Below are 20,166 nucleotides of genomic sequence, written 5' to 3' on the forward strand. Positions count from 1 at the left end.
CACCGGCACAGCCATGCCCCCAGACCCTGGTCCGGACGGCACCACCGTCCTGGGCGCGAGCGACGTCGCCCGCGCCCTGACCCGCATCGCCCACGAGATCGTCGAGCGCTCCCGCGGGGTCGAGGACGTCGTCCTGATCGGCATCCCCACCCGCGGGGTCACCCTCGCCCACCGTCTCGCGGCGCGCCTGGCCGAGATCGATCCCGGCTTCGACCCCGCACGACGCACGGGCGAGCTGGACGTCACGATGTACCGCGACGACCTGCACCGTCAGCCGACCCGCGCCGTGGGTGTCACGCGGCTGCCCGACGACGGCATCGAGGGGCGGATCGTCGTCCTGGTCGACGACGTCCTCTTCTCCGGGCGGACCATCCGCGCCGCGCTCGACGCGCTCGGCGACCTCGGCCGTCCCCGGGCGGTCCGCCTCGCCTGCCTGGTGGACCGCGGCCACCGCGAGGTGCCCATCCGGCCGGACTTCGTCGGCAAGAACCTGCCCACGGCCACCGACGAGCGGGTGCGCGTGCGTCTCGCCGAGGTGGACGACGTCGACGACGCCGTCATCATCGCCGGGCGCGGACCGGCGACGGAGGCGGCCCGATGAAGCACCTGCTCTCCACGGCCGACCTGTCCCGGGACGAGGCCGTGCTGCTCCTGGACACGGCCGCGCAGATGGCCGCCACGCAGTCCCGCGAGATCAAGAAGCTGCCCACCCTGCGCGGGCGCACCGTGGTGAACCTGTTCTTCGAGGACTCCACGCGCACGCGCATCTCGTTCGAGACGGCCGCCAAACGGCTGTCGGCCGACGTCATCAACTTCTCGGCGAAGGGCTCCAGCGTCTCCAAGGGCGAGTCGCTGAAGGACACCGCGCTGACGCTGCACGCCATGGGCGCCGACGCCGTCGTGGTGCGCCACTGGGCCTCGGGCGCGCCCTACCAGCTCGCCCACGCCGGCTGGCTCGACGCCGCGGTGCTGAACGCCGGCGACGGCACCCACCAGCACCCCACGCAGGCGCTGCTCGACGCCTACACGATCCGCCGCCACCTCGTCGGGCTGCGCGGTGGAGGCGGCGACGGCGTCGGGGCCGACCTCGCGGGCATCAAGGTCGCGATCGTGGGCGACGTGCTGCACTCGCGCGTCGCCCGTGCCAACGTCGCGCTCCTGCGCACCCTCGGTGCGGAGGTCACCCTGGTGGCGCCCCCCACGCTCGTACCCGTCGGGGTCGAGGCGTGGCCGTGCCACGTCTCCTACGACCTGGACGCCACGATCGACGACTGGCAGCCCGACGCGATCATGATGCTGCGGGTCCAGCGCGAGCGGATGTCCGGGGGTGCGGGCGGGTTCTTCCCGAGCCCCCTGGAGTACACCCGGTACTACGGCCTGGACGCGCGGCGGCTCGCCCGCCTGGCCGACCACGCCATCGTCATGCACCCCGGACCGATGAACCGCGGCCTGGAGATCTCCGCCGAGGCGGCCGACTCCGACAAGGCCGTCATCGTGGAGCAGGTCGCCAACGGCGTCGCGGTGCGGATGGCGGCCCTCTACCTGTTGATGGCCGGGGACAACTCGGCGGAAGGGAACGACCTGTGAGCACCTCCGGTTACGTCCTGCGCGGGGTCCGCCCGCTCGGCGGCGACCCCGTCGACGTCGTCCTGGCCGACGGGGCGGTCGCCGAGATCACCGCGGCGGGCGCAGCGGTCGCCGCCGAGGGCGCCGTCGTCGTCGAGGCGGCCGACCACGTCCTGCTGCCCGGGCTGGTCGACCTGCACACCCACCTGCGCGAGCCGGGACGCGAGGACGCCGAGACGGTGGCCTCGGGAACCCGGGCGGCGGCGGCCGGCGGGTTCACCGCCGTGCACGCCATGGCGAACACCTCCCCGGTGGCCGACACCGCCGGCGTGGTCGAGCAGGTCTGGCGCCTCGGCAGCCAGGCCGGCTGGGTGGACGTCCACCCGGTCGGCGCGGTCACCGTCGGCCTCGCCGGCGAGCGCCTGGCCGAGCTCGGTGCCATGGCCGACTCCGCGGCGCGGGTGCGGGTGTTCTCCGACGACGGCAAGTGCGTCCACGACCCGATCCTCATGCGCCGCGCGCTGGAGTACGTCAAGTCCTTCGGCGGCGTCGTCGCCCAGCACGCCCAGGAGCCGCGGCTGACCGAGGGCGCGCAGATGAACGAGGGCGTCGTCTCGGCGGAGATCGGGCTGACCGGTTGGCCCGCCGTCGCGGAGGAGGCGATCATCGCCCGCGACGTCCTGCTCGCCGAGCACGTGGGGTCACGGCTGCACGTGTGCCACCTGTCGACGGCCGGCTCGGTGGAGATCGTGCGCTGGGCCAAGTCCCGGGGGATCGACGTGACGGCGGAGGTCACCCCGCACCACCTGATCCTCACCGACGAGCTCGCCCGCGACTACGACCCGACGTTCAAGGTGAACCCGCCGCTGCGCACGGCCCGCGACGTCGAGGCCGTGCGTGCCGGGCTGGCGGACGGCACGATCGACATCGTGGCCACCGACCACGCGCCGCACACCCGCGAGGACAAGGACTGCGAGTGGGGCGCTGCCGCGTTCGGCATGACGGGGCTGGAGACGGCGCTGTCCGTCGTGCAGCAGACGATGGTGGACACCGGTCGGCTGTCGTGGCCGGACGTCGCCCGCGTGATGTCCACCGCGCCGGCCAGGATCGGCCTCGTCGACGACGCCCACGGGCGGCCGATCGAGGTGGGGGAGCCGGCGAACCTGACGCTCGTGGACCCGGCCGCGACGCGGGTCGTCGACGGCGGCGCGCAGGTGACGGCCAGCGCGAACACCCCGTTCCGCGGCCGCGAGCTGCCGGGGCGCGTCGTGGCGACGTTCCTGCGGGGCCGTGCCACGGTCCTGGACGGCGCGCCGGTCGAGGCCGAGGGGGTCCGGCGATGAACATGCCCGTCCCGCTCGCCGTCGGCATCTGGGTCGTCCTCGGCGTCGTCCTGCTCACCCTGGTCCTGACGGGCCGGCGTCGCATCGCCGCGCGCAGCCGGCACCTCGTGCCGGTGCCCCCGGCACTGCCCATGACCGACGGCGCCCTCGGCGAGACCCTCCTGGGCCCGCTGGAGGTCGTCTACGTCTCCAGCACGCTCAGCGGCGACTGGCTCGCCCGGGTGGGCGCGCACGGGCTGGGCGACCGCTCGAACGCCGAGCTCTGCGTCTATGCCGGGGGGATCGTCGTCGACCGTGACGGCGGCGCCCCGGTGTTCGTCCCGGCCGCGACCCTGCTCGACGTCGGTACGGCGGGCGGCATGGCCGGCAAGTTCGTCGGCCGTGACGGTCTGGTCGTGCTGACCTGGCAGGTCCCCGCCGACGGCGAGGTCGAGGCCACGGCGCTCGACACCGGTCTGCGACCGCGCCACCACGCCGACTCCGCACGCATCCTCGAGGCCGTCAGGCCCCTGATCTCCCTGTCCACGCCGATCGTGAAGGATCCGCAGTGAGCACCACCACCAGCACCGAACCGGCGGTCCTCGTCCTCGAGGACGGCACCGTCGCCCGCGGCACCGCCTACGGCGCCCGCGGCGCCACCCTCGGCGAGATCGTCTTCAACACCGGGATGACCGGCTACCAGGAGACCCTCACCGACCCCTCCTACCACCGGCAGATCGTCGTGATGACGGCGCCGCACGTGGGCAACACCGGCATCAACGCCGACGACCCCGAGTCGGGCCGCATCTGGGTGGCCGGCTACGTGCTGCGCGACCCGGCGCGCCGCGCGTCGAGCTGGCGCTCCACGGGCACGCTCGACGACGACCTGGCCGCCCAGGGCGTCGTGGGCATCGCCGACGTCGACACCCGGTTCCTGACGCGCCACCTGCGTGAGCTCGGCGTGATGCGCGGCGGGATCTTCTCGGGCGAGGCCCTGCTCGACGGCGACGTCGAGCGCACGGTGGAGGACCTGGTCGCGGAGGTCAAGGGAGCGCCGGCGATGGCGGGCGCGGACCTGGCCCGCGAGGTCAGCACGGCCGAGGCGTACACGGTGGAGCCGTCCGGGCAGTTCGCCGGGGCCGACCCGGTCGCCACCGTCGTGGCGGTCGACCTCGGCATCAAGGCGATGACGCCGGCGCGGCTGGCCGAGCGTGGCGTGCGCGTGCACGTGGTGCCCCAGTCCGCCTCCTTCGAGGAGGTGGCGGCGCTGCTGCCGGCCGAGGGCCCCTCGGGCGTCTTCTTCTCGAACGGTCCGGGCGACCCCTCGGCCGCCACCGCCGAGGTCGACCTGCTGCGCCAGGTGCTGGACCACCGGATCCCGTTCTTCGGGATCTGCTTCGGCAACCAGCTGCTGGGTCGGGCGCTCGGCTACGGCACCTACAAGCTCGGGTACGGCCACCGCGGGATCAACCAGCCCGTGATGGACCGCACCACCAACAAGGTCGAGGTCACGGCGCACAACCACGGCTTCGCCGTGGACGCCCCGGTCGACGCGGTGAGCACCGCCCCGCACGACGCCGCCCGCACCGACGGCGTGACGTACGGGCGGGTCATCGTCTCCCACGTGGGACTGAACGACCAGGTGGTCGAGGGCCTGACCGCCCTGGACGTGCCCGCGTTCTCCGTGCAGTACCACCCCGAGGCCGCCGCCGGACCTCACGACAGCGCCTACCTGTTCGACCGTTTCGTCGAGCTCATGACCACCCGGGAGCCCGTGACCGTGCCCGACGCCGCCCTGGCGACGTTCGGCGCGCAGACGGCCGGCTCCGGCGAGAAGGAGAACTGATGCCCCGCCGTTCCGACCTGTCGTCCGTCCTCGTCATCGGCTCCGGCCCGATCGTCATCGGCCAGGCCTGCGAGTTCGACTACTCCGGCACCCAGGCGTGCCGGGTGCTCAAGGAGGAGGGCCTGCGCGTCGTCCTGGTCAACTCCAACCCGGCCACGATCATGACCGACCCGGAGTTCGCCGACGCGACCTACGTCGAGCCGATCACCACCGAGGTCCTCACCTCGATCATCGCCAAGGAGCGCCCGGACGCCCTGCTGCCGACCCTCGGCGGCCAGACGGCCCTCAACGCGGCCATCGACCTGGACGAGGCGGGCGTGCTCGCCGAGTACGGCGTGGAGCTGATCGGTGCGAACATCCCCGCCATCCAGAAGGGCGAGGACCGCCAGCAGTTCAAGGACGTCGTGGCCAAGTGCGGCGGCGAGTCGGCACGCTCGGCCATCATCCACACGATCGACGAGGCCGTCGCCGCCGCGGACGACCTCGGCTACCCGATGGTCGTGCGCCCGTCCTTCACGATGGGCGGGCTCGGCTCCGGCTTCGCCTACGACGAGAAGGACCTGCGTCGCATCGTCGGTCAGGGCCTGCACTACTCGCCGACCACCGAGGTGCTCCTGGAGGAGTCCATCCTCGGCTGGAAGGAGTACGAGCTGGAGCTGATGCGCGACAAGCAGGACAACGTCGTCGTGGTCTGCTCGATCGAGAACGTCGACCCCGTCGGCGTGCACACGGGCGACTCGGTGACGGTGGCTCCGGCGATGACGCTGACGGACCGCGAGTACCAGAAGCTGCGCGACATCGGCATCGCCGTGATCCGTGAGGTGGGCGTCGACACCGGTGGCTGCAACATCCAGTTCGCCGTCGACCCCGACACCGGGCGCATCATCGTCATCGAGATGAACCCGCGCGTGTCGCGCTCCTCGGCGCTGGCGTCGAAGGCGACCGGCTTCCCGATCGCGAAGATCGCGGCCAAGCTCGCCGTCGGGTACACGCTGGACGAGATCCCCAACGACATCACCCGCGTCACCCCGGCGAGCTTCGAGCCCACGCTCGACTACGTCGTGGTCAAGGTGCCCCGCTTCGCGTTCGAGAAGTTCCCCGCGGCGGACGACACCCTGACCACCACGATGAAGTCCGTCGGCGAGGCGATGGCCCTCGGACGCAACTTCACCGAGGCGCTCGGCAAGGCGCTGCGCTCGATCGACAAGGGCGGGGTGATGTTCCACTGGCAGGGCGAGGCCCCCCGGGGCGCCGAGCTCGCCGCGCTGCTCGAGGAGATCCGGCGTCCGACCGAGGGCCGCCTGCTCGGCGTGCAGCAGGCGCTGCGCTCGGTCGAGGCGGGCCACGCGACGCTCGAGGACGTGTTCGACGCGACGAAGATCGACCCGTGGTTCCTCGACCAGATCCTGCTGATGAACGAGGTGGCCGGCGAGGTGGCCGCCGCGGAGACGCTCACGGGTGACGTCCTGCGCCGCGCGAAGCGGCACGGGCTGGCGGACGCCCAGATCGCCGACCTGCGCCGCATGGGACCGGGGGGTGGCGCGGCCGTGCGCGAGGCGCGGCACGCGTTCGGGGTGCGGCCGGTGTACAAGACGGTCGACACGTGCGCCGCCGAGTTCGCGGCGACCACGCCGTACCACTACTCGTCCTACGACACGGAGTCGGAGGTGGCCCCCCGCGAGCGCGAGGCGGTGATCATCCTCGGTTCCGGGCCGAACCGGATCGGGCAGGGCATCGAGTTCGACTACTCGTGCGTGCACGCGGCGCTCACGCTGAAGGACACGTACGAGACCATCATGGTCAACTGCAACCCGGAGACGGTCTCGACCGACTACGACACCTCGGACCGTCTCTACTTCGAGCCGCTCACGTTCGAGGACGTGCTGGAGGTCTACTCCGCCGAGCTCGCCGCCGGCCCGGTCAAGGGCATCATCGTCCAGCTCGGTGGTCAGACGCCGCTGGCGCTGGCGCAACGGCTGGCGGACGCGGGCCTGCCGATCCTCGGGACGTCCCCGGAGGCGATCGACGCCGCGGAGGACCGCGGGGTCTTCGGTCAGGTCCTCGCCGACGCCGGTCTGCCGGCCCCGGCGTTCGGCACGGCCCGGTCGCTCGGCCAGGCCACGGAGGTCGCGGAGCGGATCGGCTACCCGGTGCTCGTGCGTCCCTCGTACGTGCTGGGCGGGCGCGGCATGGAGATCGTCTACTCCGCCGAGCAGCTCACCGGCTACGTCGAGCGCGCCCTGGAGGCGGCGGAGGCTGCCGCCCTGTCGACCCGCGCGCCGGGCACCCTGCCCGCCCCGCTGCTGATCGACCGCTTCCTGGACGACGCGATGGAGATCGACGTCGACGCCCTCTACGACGGCACCGAGCTGTTCCTCGGTGGCGTGATGGAGCACATCGAGGAGGCGGGCATCCACTCCGGGGACTCGGCGTGCGTGCTGCCCCCGGTGTCCCTGAGCGAGGCGGAGATCGAGCGGATCCGGCGGTCCACCGAGGCGATCGCCGCGGGAGTGGGCGTGCGGGGTCTGCTGAACGTGCAGTACGCGCTCGTCTCGGACGTGCTGTACGTGCTGGAGGCGAACCCTCGTGCGTCCCGGACGGTGCCGTTCGTGTCCAAGGCGACGGGCACCTCGCTGGCCAAGGCGGCCGCCCGCGTGATGGTCGGGGAGTCGATCGCCGACCTGCGGGCCGACGGCGTGCTGCCGGCCACGGGCGACGGCGGCACGCTCGACCTGGGCGCGCCGATCGCGGTGAAGGAGGCCGTGCTGCCCTTCAAGCGCTTCCGCACGGCCGAGGGTCAGGTCGTGGACACCGTCCTCGGTCCGGAGATGCGGTCGACCGGTGAGGTCATGGGCTTCGACAAGGACTTCCCGCACGCCTTCGCCAAGTCGCAGGCGGCGGCGTTCGGGGGCCTGCCGACGTCGGGCACGGTGTTCGTCTCGGTCGCGGACCGCGACAAGCGCTCGATCGTGTTCCCGGTCAAGCGCCTGGCGGACCTGGGCTTCCGGGTCCTGGCCACGGCCGGGACGGCGCAGGTCCTGGCCCGCAACGGCATCGCGGCGACGGCGGTGCGCAAGTACTCCCAGGGCGCCGGGACCGACGGCGAGCCCACGATCGTGGACCTGATCACGGCGGGCGAGGTGGACCTGGTGGTCAACTCCCCGTCGGGTCAGGGAGCGCGCGCGGACGGCTACGAGATCCGGGCCGCGACGACGGCGGCGGACAAGGCGATGGTGACCACGGTCGACCAGCTCGCCGCGGCCGTGCAGGGCATCGAGGCGGTGCTCGGCGGGCCGTTCGACGTCGGCAGCCTGCAGGAGCACACGGCGGCCACGCTGGCGCGTCGTGGCGGCGAGGCGGGCGCGTGACGGCGTCCGGTGCGGTCGCGGCGCAGCCGGTGGTGCCGTTCGGTGCCCGGCTCGCCGCCGCGATGGACGACCGGGGTCCCCTGTGCGTGGGGATCGACCCGCACGCGTCGTTGCTGACGGCGTGGGGGCTGGGCGACGACGTGGCGGGCCTGCGGGAGTTCTCGCTGCGGGTGGTGGACGCGCTCGGCGGCCGGGTGGCGGCGCTCAAGCCGCAGGCGGCCTTCTTCGAGCGGCACGGGTCCGCGGGCCTGGCCGTGCTGGAGGAGGTCCTGGTGGCGGCGCGTGCGGCGGGGACGTTGACGATCGTGGACGCCAAGCGCGGCGACATCGGGTCCACGATGGCCGGGTACGGCGACGCGTTCCTGTCGGACGCCTCCCCGTTGGCCGGGGACGCGGTCACCGTGTCGCCGTACCTGGGCTTCGGGTCGCTCGCCCCGGCGTTGGAGCGTGCCACCGCGACCGGGCGCGGGGTGTTCGTGCTGTGCCTCACCTCGAACGCGGAGGGACGTGAGGTGCAGCACGCGGTGGGCGCGGACGGCGTCAGCGTGGCGGCGTCGGTCGCCGCGCAGGCGGCGGCGCTCAACGCCGGGGCCGACCCGATGGGTTCGGTGGGTCTGGTGGTCGGGGCGACGGTCGGTGGCGCGGCCCGGGACACCGGCACCGACCTGGAGTCGGTCAACGGTCCGCTGCTCGCCCCTGGCGTCGGGGCGCAGGGCGCGGGTCGGCGGGAGCTGGCCCAGGTGTTCGGCTCGGCGCGCGCCCAGGTGCTCGCGTCGTCGTCGCGCGGGGTGCTCGCCGCGGGTCCGGACGCGGCCGCCCTGCGGACGGCGGCCGCCGAGGCCGCGGCCGACGTCCGCTCGGCGCTGCGGGCAGCGCGCTGACCGGCGTCGACGTCGTCGGGTGACCGGTTCAGGCCGGTTCGGCGGGATTGTTCGGCGTCGTTGCGGGTGGTTTTCCCCACATGGGCCTTCACCGATTGCCGCTGCCCCAGGTGGTGGCTACTTTCGAACCAGCAGTGCAAATATCGGCTCGATAGAGTAGGTGACTTGCGTGGCCCTTCCTCCCCTCACCCCGGAACAGCGTGCGGCGGCCCTTGAGAAGGCGGCCGAGGCGCGTCGTGTGCGCGCCGAGATCAAGAATCGTCTGAAGTACTCCCAGGGCTCGCTGAAGGAAGTGATCGAGCAGGGCCAGTCGGACGACGTCGTCGGCAAGCTCAAGGTCGTCTCGTTGCTCGAGTCGCTCCCCGGAGTCGGTAAGGTGAAGGCTCGGGCGATCATGGAAGAGGTCGGGATCGCCGAGACCCGCCGGGTCCGCGGTCTGGGACCGCACCAGGCCAAGGCGCTGATCGAGAGGTTTGGCTGAGATTTCTGTGTCATCCGCCGGCGTTCCGGCAGACCGCGACACCCGCTCCGACGACCCGGGGGCCGACCAGGCACGGTTGACCGTGCTGGCCGGCCCCACGGCTGTCGGCAAGGGCACCGTCTCGGCCGACGTCCGGGCCCGCTACCCGCAGGTGTGGTTGTCGGTGTCGGCGACGACCCGCCCGCCCCGCCCGGGCGAGGTGCACGGCGTGCACTACCTGTTCGTCTCGCCCGAGGAGTTCGACCGCATGGTCGCGGCCGGTGAGATGCTCGAGTGGGCGGTCGTGCACGGTCGCCACCGGTACGGCACGCCGCGCGGCCCGGTCGAGGACCATCTGGCCGCCGGGCGGCCCACGCTGCTGGAGATCGACCTGCAGGGTGCGCGGCAGGTCCGCAGCTCGATGCCGACGGCCCGTTTCGTGTTCCTCTCGCCGCCGAGCCTCGAGGAGCTGGTGCGCCGGCTCGTGGGCCGCGGCACCGAGGACGCCGAGGAGCGGGCGCGCCGGTTGCGGACCGCCGAGGTGGAGATGGCCGCGGAGCCGGAGTTCGACGTGACGATCGTCAACGACGACGTCACGCGCGCCACGGACGAGCTGGCGGGCCTGCTCGGTGTGAGCGAGACGGGCGCCACCTCGACGCTGCCCCGGGTCGCCGGGTAGCGGCAGGTAGACTGTCCTTTCGCGAAACCCTTGACTTTCCCGGTGGCCCGGCGGCCACCGGTCCGCACGTCTGCATGGAGGCTTTGACATGGCTGGAACCACCCCGCAGCCCATCGGCATCACCGACCCGCCCATCGACGACCTGCTGGAGCAGAGCGACTCCAAGTACGGCCTGGTGCTGTACGCGGCCAAGCGTGCCCGGCAGATCAACGCGTACTACGCGCAGCTCAACGAGGGCCTGCTGGAGAACGTGGGTCCGCTCGTGGAGACCCGCAACCAGGAGAAGCCGCTGTCGATCGCGATGCGCGAGATCAACCAGGGACTGCTGACGGCGCAGCCCGCCGCGGAGCCCGTGGACGTGCCGCTGGCGCTGTCCGCCGACCAGGCCGCGGGCGAGGAGCCCTCGGCGTCGGCGCACACCGTCGGCGACGAGATCGTCTGACCCTGCCGGGCCCTCGATGAGGATCCTGCTGGGGGTCAGCGGCGGCATCGCCGCCTACAAGGCGGTGCTGCTGCTGCGCCTGCTGCGCGAGCAGGGGCACGCCGTGCGGGTGGTGCCCACCGTGGCGGCCCTGCGGTTCGTGGGGGCGCCCACGTTCGAGGCGCTCTCCGGCGAGCCCGTGAGCACCGAGGTGTTCGACGACGTCGACGCCGTCCAGCACGTGGCCCTGGGCCAGGGTGCGGACCTCGTGGTCGTCGCCCCGGCGACGGCGGACCTGCTGTCGCGGGCGGCCACGGGACGTGCCGACGACCTGCTCACCACGACGCTGCTGGCGGCGCGCTGCCCGGTGGTGATGGCGCCCGCGATGCACACCGAGATGTGGGAGCACCCGGCCACGCGCGCCAACGTGGCCACGCTGCGCGAACGCGGGGTGCACGTCATCGATCCCGCCAGCGGGCGCCTGACCGGTGCCGACTCGGGTGCCGGCCGGCTGCCCGAGCCCGAGGAGATCGCGCGGTACGCGCTCGGCGTGGTCGGCGCGGGGGTGCCGGGCGACGCGGCGCACCCTGCCGACCCGACCGCCACCGCCGTGCCTGGTCGTCCCCAGGACCTGCAGGGGCGTCACGTGGTGGTCTCGGCGGGCGGGACGCGCGAGCCGATCGACCCCGTGCGCTTCATCGGCAACCGTTCGAGCGGGCGCCAGGGCGTGGCGCTGGCCGCCGCTGCCCGGGCGCGGGGCGCGGCGGTGACGCTGGTGGCGGCGAACCTGGGCCCTGACGTCGTGGACGGCGTGCGCGGCGGGGGAGTGACGGTCGTGGAGGTGTCCAGCACGGCGGAGCTGCGCGACGCGGTGCGCACGGCCGCCCGCGACGCCGACGTCGTGGTGATGGCTGCCGCGGTGGCGGACTTCCGTCCGGCGGCGTCCCCGACGGCGAAGATCAAGAAGGTCGCGGGCCGCGCGCCGGCCCCGATCGAGCTGGTGGAGAACCCGGACGTGCTCGCCGAGCTCGCCTCCTCGCCGCTGGGCCCGGACCAGGTGGTGGTGGGCTTCGCGGCCGAGACCGGGGACGAGGACACCTCGGTGCTGGAGCACGGGCGGGCCAAGGCCCGCCGCAAGGGTGCGCACCTGCTCGCCGTGAACGCGGTGGGCCACGAGCTGGGGTTCGGCACGGACGTCAACGAGGTGACGGTCCTGGACCGCCACGGCGAGACGGTGGCGAAGGCCGCGGGGTCCAAGCGCGAGGTCGCGGACGCCCTGTGGGACGCCATCACCCCCCTGTTGTCCACGATCTGAGATTTTCTCAGGATCCGGGACGATTTCGGCGTCCTGGCGCTGGTGCGAGGGCCAGGTGGCCGTAGGCTGACGCGCATGACCCACGCCCTGCGCCTCTTCACGTCCGAGTCGGTCACCGAGGGACACCCGGACAAGGTCTGCGACCAGATCTCGGACGCCATCCTCGACGCGATGCTCGCCCAGGACCCCCGCTCGCGGGTCGCCGTGGAGACCATGGTGACCACCGGGCTGGTGCACGTCGCCGGCGAGGTCACCACCGAGGCGTACGTCGAGATCCCCCAGGTGGTGCGCGAGGTCGTGCGGGGCATCGGCTACACGTCCTCGGCGATCGGGTTCGACGGCGACTCCTGCGGGGTGTCGGTCTCGATCGGTCAGCAGTCCCCGGACATCGCCCAGGGCGTCGACACGGCGCTGGAGCGCCGCTCGTCCGCCGCCGACGTCGACCCCCTGGACGCCCAGGGCGCCGGCGACCAGGGCCTGATGTTCGGGTACGCCACGGACGAGACGCCCTCCGGGATGCCGCTGCCGATCTTCCTGGCCCACCGTCTGGCCGAGCGCCTCGCCGAGGTGCGACGCTCGGGCGAGGTCACCGGCCTGCGCCCCGACGGCAAGACCCAGGTCACCGTCGGCTACGACGGCGACCGCCCCGTACGCCTCGACACGGTGGTGCTGTCCACCCAGCACGACGCCGACGTCGAGCAGGCAGACCTGGCGGCCGGGGTGTCCCGGCACGTCATCGAGCCCGTGGTGGCCCAGGTCGCGGCCGACGCCGGCCTCGACACCGACGCCGTGGAGCTCATCATCAACCCGACCGGCAAGTTCGTCGTCGGGGGCCCGCAGGGAGACGCGGGACTGACGGGGCGCAAGATCATCGTGGACACCTACGGCGGCATGGCGCGCCACGGCGGTGGGGCGTTCTCCGGCAAGGACCCCTCGAAGGTGGACCGGTCGGCGGCGTACGCGATGCGCTGGGTCGCCAAGAACGTCGTCGCGGCGGGCCTGGCGCGACGCTGCGAGGTGCAGGTGGCGTACGCCATCGGCAAGGCCCACCCGGTGGGCCTGTACGTCGAGACGTTCGGCACCGCCCAGGTCGACCCGGCACGGATCGAGGCGGCCATCCGCGACGTCTTCGACCTGCGTCCCGCGGCGATCATCGCCGACCTCGACCTGCTGCGCCCCGTCTACGGTGCGACCGCCGCCTACGGACACTTCGGCCGGGAGGTCGAGGGATTCACCTGGGAGCGCACCGACCGCGTCGAGGCGCTGCGCTCCGCGGTGTGAGGCCGCGGGTGAACCGGCACGGTCGGTGGTCCGTGGTTGCATAGCCCCGTGAGTGCACCCGACGAGCCCGAGCAGCCCGCGCTGCTCGGGCTCGACGACGTCCCGGGCTCGACGACGCGGGCGCGGCGCACCCCGGCGTCCCCGCAGCCCCTCGCACCCGTCGATCCCGTGGCCCGCGTCGTGCTCGACCTCCAGCCCGCCCACCTCGACCGCGAGTACGACTACCTCGTGCCCGCCGCCATGGCCGACGACGCCGTCCCCGGCGCTCGGGTGCGCGCCCGCTTCGGCCCGCAGGAGGTCGCCGGCTACGTCGTGGCCCGGACGGCGACGTCGGACCACGACGGACGCCTGCAGCCCCTGCGCCGGGTGGTGTCCGCCGACCCGGTCCTCGCGCCCGAGACCCTGGCACTGGCCCGCGCCGTCGCCGAGAGGTACGCCGGCACCCTCACCGACGTGCTCCGCCTCGCCGTCCCCCCGCGGCACGCCCGCGTCGAGGGCGAGGTGCTCGCGGCGCTCGCGGACGGCGCCCCCGAGGTGTGCGTGCCCACCGGGCCGGGCTTCGAGGACGTGTGGGCGCCGTACACGGGCGGGGAGGCGTTCTGCCGGCGAGTGCTCGCCGGGCAGGCCCCGCGGGCCGTGTGGACGCCGCTGCCGGGCCTGCAGAGGGCTCCTGACGCCGACGTGGAACGGGTGCCGCACTGGTCGGCGGCGGTGGCGCAGGCGGTACGGTCCGCCCTCGCCGGCGGACGACGGGCGCTGGTCGTCGTGCCGGACGCCCGTGACGTGGCCCTCGTGGCGGACGCGATCCAGGCGTCCGGCGTCACAGGGGTGGTGCGGTTGAAGGCGGACGACGGTCCGGCGCCTCGCTACCGGGCGTTCCTGCAGGCCCGCCACGGCATCGCCCAGGTCGTCGTCGGCACGCGTGCGGCGATGTTCGCGCCGCTGCCCGACCTGGGCCTGGTGGTGCTGTGGGGCGACGGGGAGCAGACCCTCGCGGAGCCCCACGCGCCCTACCCGCACGCCCGTGACGTGCTGGCCCTGCGCAGCGAGCTGCAGGGAGCGGCGTTCCTCCTCGGTTCGCCGGGACGCACGGTGCAGGCGCAGGCCCTGGTGGCGCGCGGCTGGGCGCACGACGTCGCCGCCCCGCGCGGGGTGCTGCGCGCGCGTGCCCCGCGGGTGCGAGCCCTGACGTCGGTGGAGCTGGCGCGGGACGGCGCCGGGGCGGCGGCGCGGCTGCCGACCGCGGCCTGGCGCCTGGCCAAGGCGGCCCTCGAGCACGGTCCGGTGCTGGTCCAGGTGCCGCGCGCCGGCTACCTGCCCGTGGTGGCGTGCGCCCGGTGCCGCACCGCGGCCCGCTGCAGCGACTGCCACGGCCCCCTCGGGCTGCGGGGCGCCACCTCGACACCGCAGTGCACCTGGTGCGGACGCCTCGACGCGACCTGGCGCTGCGAGGAGTGCGGTGACTCGCGCGTGCGGGCGGTGCGGGTCGGCTCCGAGCGGACCGCCGAGGAGCTCGGCCGCGCCTTCCCGGGCGTGCCGGTGCGCGTGTCCACCTCGTCCGCCGCGGGGGGCGTGCTGGACCGGGTGGGCTCCCGCCCCGCCCTCGTCGTGGCCACCCCCGGCGCCGAGCCCGTGCCGGACGGCGGGTACGTGGCAGCGCTGCTGCTCGACGCCGCCGTGGCCACCGCGGGCACCGGGCTGGCCACCGCCACCGACGCCGCCCACCGGTGGCTGGCGGCGGCCGCGCTGGTGCGCCCCGCCCCCGAGGGGCAGGTGCTCCTCGTGGGCGACGCGGCGCCCGCCCCCACCAGCGCCCTGGTGCGCTTCGACGCCTCCGGGCTGGCGGACCGCGAGCTCGCCGAGCGTCGCGAGCTCGACCTGCCGCCCGCCGTGCGCGTCGCGGCCGTGACCGGCCATGCCACCGCCGTGCGCGCCGTCGTCGACCGGGTGGCGCTCGCCGACCCGGCAGCCGTCCTCGGGCCGGTCGACCTGCCCGCCGACGGCACCCGGCTCGACCCGGAGGTCCGGGTCGTCCTGCGCGTGCCCGTCGCCGACGGGCTCGACCTCGCCCGCCGCCTGCGCGCCTCCCTCGCCGTGCGTTCCGCACGCCGCGAGGGCGGACGCGTCCGCGTCCAGCTCGACCCCCAGGAGCTCCTGTGACACCCGACAGACCCGTCACCCCCACCGTCGCTCACGGGGGCGAGAGTCCTGACACCGGCACCGGCACCGGCACCGACGGCCTCGACACGGTGATCCTCGACCTCGGCAACGTCCTCGTCGGCTGGGACCCCGACGGCGCCTTCGCCGGCCTCGACGCCCACGAGGTCGCCGCCTGGAAGGCCGAGGTCGACTTCGCCGCGTTCAACCACGCCCAGGACGCCGGACGCACCTGGGCCGACGCCGTCGCGCACCTGGAGGCCACCCGGCCGCACCTCGCGCCCCTCGCAGCCCGCTACCTGCACCGCTACGCCGACACCCTCACCGGCCCCGTGCCCGGCAGCGCAGCACTCGTCGACGACCTCCTCGCCGCCGGCACCCGCGTCTACGGGCTCACCAACTGGGCCGCCGATACCTACCACCACGCCGCCGAGGCCGCCCCCGCGATCTCCCGCCTCACCGACGTCCTCGTCTCCGGCCGGGAGGGTCTGGCCAAGCCCGACCCCGAGATCTTCCACCTCGCCCGACACCGGTTCGACGTCGACGCCTCACGCACCGTCTTCGTCGACGACGTCGACGCCAACGTCGCCGGCGCACGCACCGCAGGGTTCCACGGCGTCCTCTTCACCGGGACGCCCGCCCTGCGCCGCGCCCTCGCGCGCCTCGGCGTGCCCGGGGCTGCCTAGACTTGCCCGGTGCGCCTGCTCTTCGCCGGAACCCCTGAACCCGCCGTCCCCTCCCTGCACGCCCTGCTCGACTCCGACCACGAGGTCGTCGCCGTCCTCACCCGCGCCGACGCCCCCGCCGGACGCGGCCGACGCCTCGTACCCAGTCCTGTGCGCGTCGCCGCCGAGGAAGCCGGCCTGCCCGTCCTCACCGACACCCCCCGCGGGGACGACTTCACCGCCCTGCTGCGCGACCTCGACGTCGACGCCGCCCCCGTCGTCGCCTACGGCCACCTCCTGCGCCCCGACGTCCTCGCCGTGCCCCGCCACGGCTGGATCAACCTGCACTTCTCCGTGCTGCCCGCCTGGCGCGGCGCCGCCCCCGTCCAGCACGCAGTCCTCGCCGGCGACGAGGTCACCGGAGCCACCACCTTCCTCCTCGACGAAGGCATGGACACCGGACCCGTGCTCGGCACCACCACCGAGACCGTCCGCCCCTCCGACACCTCCGGCGACCTCCTGGACCGGCTCGCCCGCTCCGGCGCGCATCTCCTCGTCGCCACCCTCGACGCCCTCGCCGCCGGCGACCTCGCACCCCAGCCCCAGCCCGCCCACGGCGCCACCCTCGCCCCCAAGATCACCCGCGACGACGCCCTCGTGCGCTGGGACGACCCGGCGCTCGCGGTCGACCGACGCATCCGCGCCGTCACCCCCGCGCCCGGAGCCTTCACCACCCTGCCGGCCGCGCCCGACGAACCCGGCCCCGCCGCACGGCTCGGCCTCGGACCCGTGCGCCTGCGCCCCGAGGTCACCGACCTCGCCCCCGGACAGGTGCACGCCACCAAGAACACCGTGCTCGTCGGCACCGCCACCCACGCCGTCGAGCTCGGCACCGTGCGTCCCGCCGGCAAGAAGCCCATGTCCGCGGCCGACTGGTCCCGCGGTGCCGGACGCGACGTCGCCTCCGCGAACGCCACCCTGGGAGGAACCCGATGACCGACGACCGCCGCGACGCCCGAGGCCGCCAGCGCAGCGCCGCCAGGTCCCGCGGAGAACGCCACCGCACCTCCCAGGCACCGGCCGAACGCCGCCGACGGACCGACCCCGCCCGCACCGCCGCCTACGACGTCCTGCGCGAGGTCGACGCCTCCGACGCCTACGCCAACCTCGTGCTGCCACCCCTGCTGCGCGAGCGAGGCGTCACCGGCCGCGACGCCGCCTTCGCCACCGAGCTCACCTACGGCACCCTGCGCCTGCGCGGACGCTACGACGCCATCCTCACCCGCTGCGTCTCCCGGCCCCTCGACGAGCTCGACCCCGAGGTCCTCGACGTGCTGCGCCTCGGCTCCCACCAGCTCCTCGGCATGCGGGTCCCCGCCCACGCCGCCGTCTCCGAGACGGTCGGGCTCTGCCGCGACCGCGTCGGGGCCGGCCCCGCCCAGATGGTCAACGCCGTCCTGCGCGCCGTCGGACGCACCAGCCTCGACTCCTGGCTCGACCAGGTGCGCGCCGACGCCCCCGACACCACCACCGCGCTCGCGCTCACCGGCTCCCACCCCGTGTGGATCACCCGCGCCCTGCGCGAGGCCCTGCACTCCGCCGGACGCCCCCTCGACGAGACGGCCGCCCTGCTCGACGCCGACAACACCGCACCCCGCGTCACCCTCGTCGCCCGTCCCGGCCTCCTCGACCCGGCCGACCTCACCCACGGCGCCGACGACGCCCGCCTCGAACCAGGCCGCTGGGCCCCCACCGCGCACGTCCTCGCCTCCGGCACCGACCCCGCACACCTCGACGCCGTCGCCGACGCCCGCGCCGGCGTCCAGGACGAAGGCTCCCAGCTCGTCACCCTCGCCCTCGCCGACGCCCCTCTGGACGGCACCGACGCCCGCTGGCTCGACCTGTGCGCCGGCCCCGGCGGCAAGGCCGCGCTCCTGGGGGCGCTCGCCGCCCGACGTGGCGCCCGGCTCGTCGCCAACGAGGTGGCACCCCACCGCGCACGTCTCGTGCGCCAGTCGCTGCGCGCCCTGCCCGACGACGCCGTGGAGGCCGTGCGCACCGGCGACGGACGCGAGACCGGCACCGAGGAGCCCGCAGCCTACGACCGCGTCCTGCTCGACGCCCCCTGCACCGGCCTGGGAGCCCTGCGCCGCCGCCCCGAGTCCCGCTGGCGACGCACCCCCGCCGACCTCGGCGCGCTCACCCGCCTGCAGACGGAGCTGCTGTCCTCCGCCCTGGACGCCGTGCGCCCCGGGGGAGTGGTGGCCTACGTGACCTGCTCCCCGCACCTGGCCGAGACCCGCCTCGTCGTCGACGACGTGCTGCGCAACCGCGACGACGCCGTCCGCCTCGACGCCCGCGCCGCCGTGCGACAGGTGCTCGTGCCCGACGCGCGGATCGACCTCGGCCCGGACGACGCCGGCGCGGACGGTCTCGACGTGCAGCTCTGGCCGCACGTCCACGGCACCGACGCGATGCACCTGACCCTGCTGCGCCGCCGCTGACCGCACCACGTCGACCACCGGGGAGGGGCGTCGACCCCTCCCTCCCCACCGATGCCAGGAAATCCTTGCCCTACCCGCCGTCGTCGGGATAACCTGACACAGCCCACCCGAGCAAGGAAAACCCGACACCGAGGAGCGCCGTGGACGACACCACCTGGACCCACGCCCGCAGCGCCCGCGACATCGGCCGCTTCGTCCGCCGCATCCGCCAGGACCGCCACCTCAGCCAGGCGGCGCTCGCGGACGAGCTCGGCCTGACCCGGCAGTACGTCTCCGAGGTCGAGGGCGGCGTCGGCAACCTCTACATCACCCGGCTGTTCGAGATCTTCGACGAGCTGGACGTCGACGTCCGCCTCGTCGAGCGGGGCACCGATGAGCGCCGCTGAGGTCGACGTCTGGCTCTACGGGAGCCGGATCGCGCGGTTCACCCGTCGCGCCACGCAGCGCGGGACGCCCCGCGCCGAGCTCGAGTGGGACGCCGGCGCCTCGGCGCGGTGGGGCTGGGGGTCCCGGATCATCTCCCACCTGCTCCCCATCGACGAGGATCGCCCCCGCCGTCGGCGCGGGTCACCGCCTGGCTGGACGGGCTCATGCCCGAGGGGCGGGTCCGCGACACCATGGCGATGGAGGCAGGCGTCGACCCGGAGGACGCCGTCGGGTTCTTCGGCGCGTACGGCGGCGACACGGTCGGCGCCCTGCAGCTCGTCGCACCGGGCGCCACTCCCGGGCAGGGCACGGTCGAACCCGTCGCTCTCGACGACGTCGGGGTGGGCCGGCTCCTGCGCGAGGCGCTCGCCCGGGCGGGTGGGCACGGCCGCAGCGAGCACCTCACGAGCTCGCTGCCGGGGATGGAACCCAAGCTCGGCCTCGTCCGCGACGCCGCCGGGGGGTGGGTCCGAGCCCCGCACGACCGGCCGACCACCCACATCCTCAAGGTCGCCCGGGCCGCGGACTCACCCACCGCCGACCTCGTCGACACCGAGGCCGCCGCCCTCGACCTCGCCCGACGCATCGGTCTGACGACGGTCGACGCCCACGTGGAGACCTTCGACGGCATGCGCTGCATCGTCGTGTCCCGCTACGACCGGGTCACCGACGCGAGCACCCCCGGCGGGCTGCGCCGCGTCCACCAGGAGGACGCGGCCCAGGCGCTCGGCATCAACACCCGCGACCCGGAGCGCAAGTTCCAGCACGGACGCGCCCTGCCGTCGCTGGGCCGGATCGCCCAGGTCCTGCGTGACGACGGGGCCCGGCCGGACCCGCTCCTCGCCCTGACCACCCTCAACCTCGCCGTCGGCAACACCGACGCCCACGCCAAGAACATCTCGATGCTGCGCCGCGAGAACGGCACGGTCGCGCTCGCGCCCGCCTACGACGTCTCGATGCACCTGCACCACGACCACGCCTCCCGGGTGTTCGCGATGGACGTCGCCGGCAAGCGGGACATGGATGCGATCACCGGGGCGGACCTCGTCGCCGAGGGCGTCTCCTGGGGGCTGCCGCGCCGGCGGGCGGCGCGCGTCGTGGCCGACACGCTGGGTGCGCTGCGGGCCGCCCTGGGCGACGTCGACCGTGACGACCACCCGGGAGTCCCCCGGAGGCCTGGCGCACGGTGGAGGAGCGCACGGACGCGCTGACGGCGTCCCTGGGGTGACGCCCGGGTCCGGCTCTGGTCCGTCCCCGGCCGGCTCGTGCTCCGGC

18 protein-coding genes are annotated in these 20,166 nt (G+C 74.4%); all 18 read left to right on the top strand.

Annotated elements, in window-relative coordinates; genetic code table 11:
• The first annotated feature begins 13 nt into the window (after positions 1–13).
• Positions 14–601: a bifunctional pyr operon transcriptional regulator/uracil phosphoribosyltransferase PyrR gene (pyrR, locus tag ACNHYB_RS02515; RefSeq protein ID WP_418277974.1), complete on the top strand. Its 588-nt coding sequence runs from the start codon at positions 14–16 to the stop codon at positions 599–601.
• The gene (locus tag ACNHYB_RS02520; protein WP_418276801.1) at positions 598–1,587 is read left to right on the top strand and encodes an aspartate carbamoyltransferase catalytic subunit; all 990 of its coding nucleotides are present in this window, start codon (positions 598–600) and stop codon (positions 1,585–1,587) included. Before pyrR ends, ACNHYB_RS02520 begins: the two co-directional genes overlap by 4 nt.
• Positions 1,584–2,909 (top strand): dihydroorotase, encoded by a 1,326-nt coding sequence (locus ACNHYB_RS02525; protein ID WP_418276802.1) that lies wholly within the window; start codon positions 1,584–1,586, stop codon positions 2,907–2,909. Before ACNHYB_RS02520 ends, ACNHYB_RS02525 begins: the two co-directional genes overlap by 4 nt.
• Positions 2,906–3,460: a hypothetical protein gene (locus ACNHYB_RS02530; RefSeq protein ID WP_418276804.1), complete on the top strand. Its 555-nt coding sequence runs from the start codon at positions 2,906–2,908 to the stop codon at positions 3,458–3,460. The genes ACNHYB_RS02525 and ACNHYB_RS02530 overlap by 4 nt, the downstream gene beginning before the upstream one ends.
• Positions 3,457–4,734: a glutamine-hydrolyzing carbamoyl-phosphate synthase small subunit gene (carA, locus tag ACNHYB_RS02535; RefSeq protein ID WP_418276805.1), complete on the top strand. Its 1,278-nt coding sequence runs from the start codon at positions 3,457–3,459 to the stop codon at positions 4,732–4,734. The genes ACNHYB_RS02530 and carA overlap by 4 nt, the downstream gene beginning before the upstream one ends.
• The gene (carB, locus tag ACNHYB_RS02540; RefSeq protein ID WP_418276806.1) at positions 4,734–8,102 is read left to right on the top strand and encodes a carbamoyl-phosphate synthase large subunit; all 3,369 of its coding nucleotides are present in this window, start codon (positions 4,734–4,736) and stop codon (positions 8,100–8,102) included. The genes carA and carB overlap by 1 nt, the downstream gene beginning before the upstream one ends.
• Complete coding sequence (pyrF, locus tag ACNHYB_RS02545; protein ID WP_418276807.1) at positions 8,099–8,983, top strand: orotidine-5'-phosphate decarboxylase; 885 nt, start codon at positions 8,099–8,101, stop codon at positions 8,981–8,983. Before carB ends, pyrF begins: the two co-directional genes overlap by 4 nt.
• Positions 8,984–9,152: 169 nt before the next feature.
• On the top strand, positions 9,153–9,464 hold the full coding sequence (gene mihF, locus ACNHYB_RS02550; RefSeq protein WP_418276808.1) for an integration host factor, actinobacterial type: 312 nt from the start codon (positions 9,153–9,155) through the stop codon (positions 9,462–9,464).
• 76 nt (positions 9,465–9,540) lie between these two features.
• The gene (gene gmk / locus ACNHYB_RS02555; protein ID WP_418276809.1) at positions 9,541–10,122 is read left to right on the top strand and encodes a guanylate kinase; all 582 of its coding nucleotides are present in this window, start codon (positions 9,541–9,543) and stop codon (positions 10,120–10,122) included.
• Positions 10,123–10,210: 88 nt separating this feature from the next.
• The gene (gene rpoZ / locus ACNHYB_RS02560) at positions 10,211–10,564 is read left to right on the top strand and encodes a DNA-directed RNA polymerase subunit omega (RefSeq protein ID WP_418276810.1); all 354 of its coding nucleotides are present in this window, start codon (positions 10,211–10,213) and stop codon (positions 10,562–10,564) included.
• Positions 10,565–10,580: 16 nt separating this feature from the next.
• A complete protein-coding gene (locus ACNHYB_RS02565; RefSeq protein WP_418276811.1) occupies positions 10,581–11,858 on the top strand; it encodes a bifunctional phosphopantothenoylcysteine decarboxylase/phosphopantothenate synthase in 1,278 nt (425 codons plus the stop codon).
• A 75-nt stretch (positions 11,859–11,933) separates the two neighbouring features.
• Positions 11,934–13,139: a methionine adenosyltransferase gene (gene metK / locus ACNHYB_RS02570; RefSeq protein ID WP_418276812.1), complete on the top strand. Its 1,206-nt coding sequence runs from the start codon at positions 11,934–11,936 to the stop codon at positions 13,137–13,139.
• 48 nt (positions 13,140–13,187) lie between these two features.
• Positions 13,188–15,299, top strand: a complete 2,112-nt coding sequence (locus tag ACNHYB_RS02575) for a primosomal protein N' (protein ID WP_418276813.1) — start codon at positions 13,188–13,190, stop codon at positions 15,297–15,299.
• Positions 15,296–15,982, top strand: coding sequence for an HAD family hydrolase (locus ACNHYB_RS02580; protein WP_418276814.1), 687 nt, complete (start codon positions 15,296–15,298; stop codon positions 15,980–15,982). Before ACNHYB_RS02575 ends, ACNHYB_RS02580 begins: the two co-directional genes overlap by 4 nt.
• Before the next feature lie 9 nt (positions 15,983–15,991).
• Complete coding sequence (gene fmt / locus ACNHYB_RS02585) at positions 15,992–16,957, top strand: methionyl-tRNA formyltransferase (RefSeq protein ID WP_418276815.1); 966 nt, start codon at positions 15,992–15,994, stop codon at positions 16,955–16,957.
• A complete protein-coding gene (locus tag ACNHYB_RS02590; protein WP_418276816.1) occupies positions 16,954–18,465 on the top strand; it encodes an RsmB/NOP family class I SAM-dependent RNA methyltransferase in 1,512 nt (503 codons plus the stop codon). Before fmt ends, ACNHYB_RS02590 begins: the two co-directional genes overlap by 4 nt.
• Before the next feature lie 140 nt (positions 18,466–18,605).
• On the top strand, positions 18,606–18,851 hold the full coding sequence (locus ACNHYB_RS02595; RefSeq protein WP_418276817.1) for a helix-turn-helix domain-containing protein: 246 nt from the start codon (positions 18,606–18,608) through the stop codon (positions 18,849–18,851).
• A 108-nt stretch (positions 18,852–18,959) separates the two neighbouring features.
• Positions 18,960–20,102 carry a HipA domain-containing protein gene (locus ACNHYB_RS02600; RefSeq protein WP_418277975.1) on the top strand — a complete coding sequence of 381 codons (1,143 nt, stop codon included), beginning with the start codon at positions 18,960–18,962 and terminating at the stop codon, positions 20,100–20,102.
• The last annotated feature ends 64 nt before the right edge of the window (positions 20,103–20,166 follow it).

Origin of the sequence: Isoptericola jiangsuensis, from assembly GCF_048320105.1 — a bacterium.
Classification (GTDB): Bacteria; Actinomycetota; Actinomycetes; order Actinomycetales; family Cellulomonadaceae; genus Isoptericola; species Isoptericola jiangsuensis_A.

Bases quoted from the DNA above. Each gene is read 5' to 3' on its own strand.
- pyrR (WP_418277974.1), top strand. From the start codon at position 14: ATGCCCCCAGACCCTGGTCCGGACGGCACCACCGTCCTGGGCGCGAGC.
- ACNHYB_RS02520 (WP_418276801.1), top strand. From the start codon at position 598: ATGAAGCACCTGCTCTCCACGGCCGACCTGTCCCGGGACGAGGCCGTG.
- ACNHYB_RS02530 (WP_418276804.1), top strand. From the start codon at position 2,906: ATGAACATGCCCGTCCCGCTCGCCGTCGGCATCTGGGTCGTCCTCGGC.
- carB (WP_418276806.1), top strand. From the start codon at position 4,734: ATGCCCCGCCGTTCCGACCTGTCGTCCGTCCTCGTCATCGGCTCCGGC.
- rpoZ (WP_418276810.1), top strand. From the start codon at position 10,211: ATGGCTGGAACCACCCCGCAGCCCATCGGCATCACCGACCCGCCCATC.
- ACNHYB_RS02565 (WP_418276811.1), top strand. From the start codon at position 10,581: ATGAGGATCCTGCTGGGGGTCAGCGGCGGCATCGCCGCCTACAAGGCG.
- metK (WP_418276812.1), top strand. From the start codon at position 11,934: ATGACCCACGCCCTGCGCCTCTTCACGTCCGAGTCGGTCACCGAGGGA.
- ACNHYB_RS02590 (WP_418276816.1), top strand. From the start codon at position 16,954: ATGACCGACGACCGCCGCGACGCCCGAGGCCGCCAGCGCAGCGCCGCC.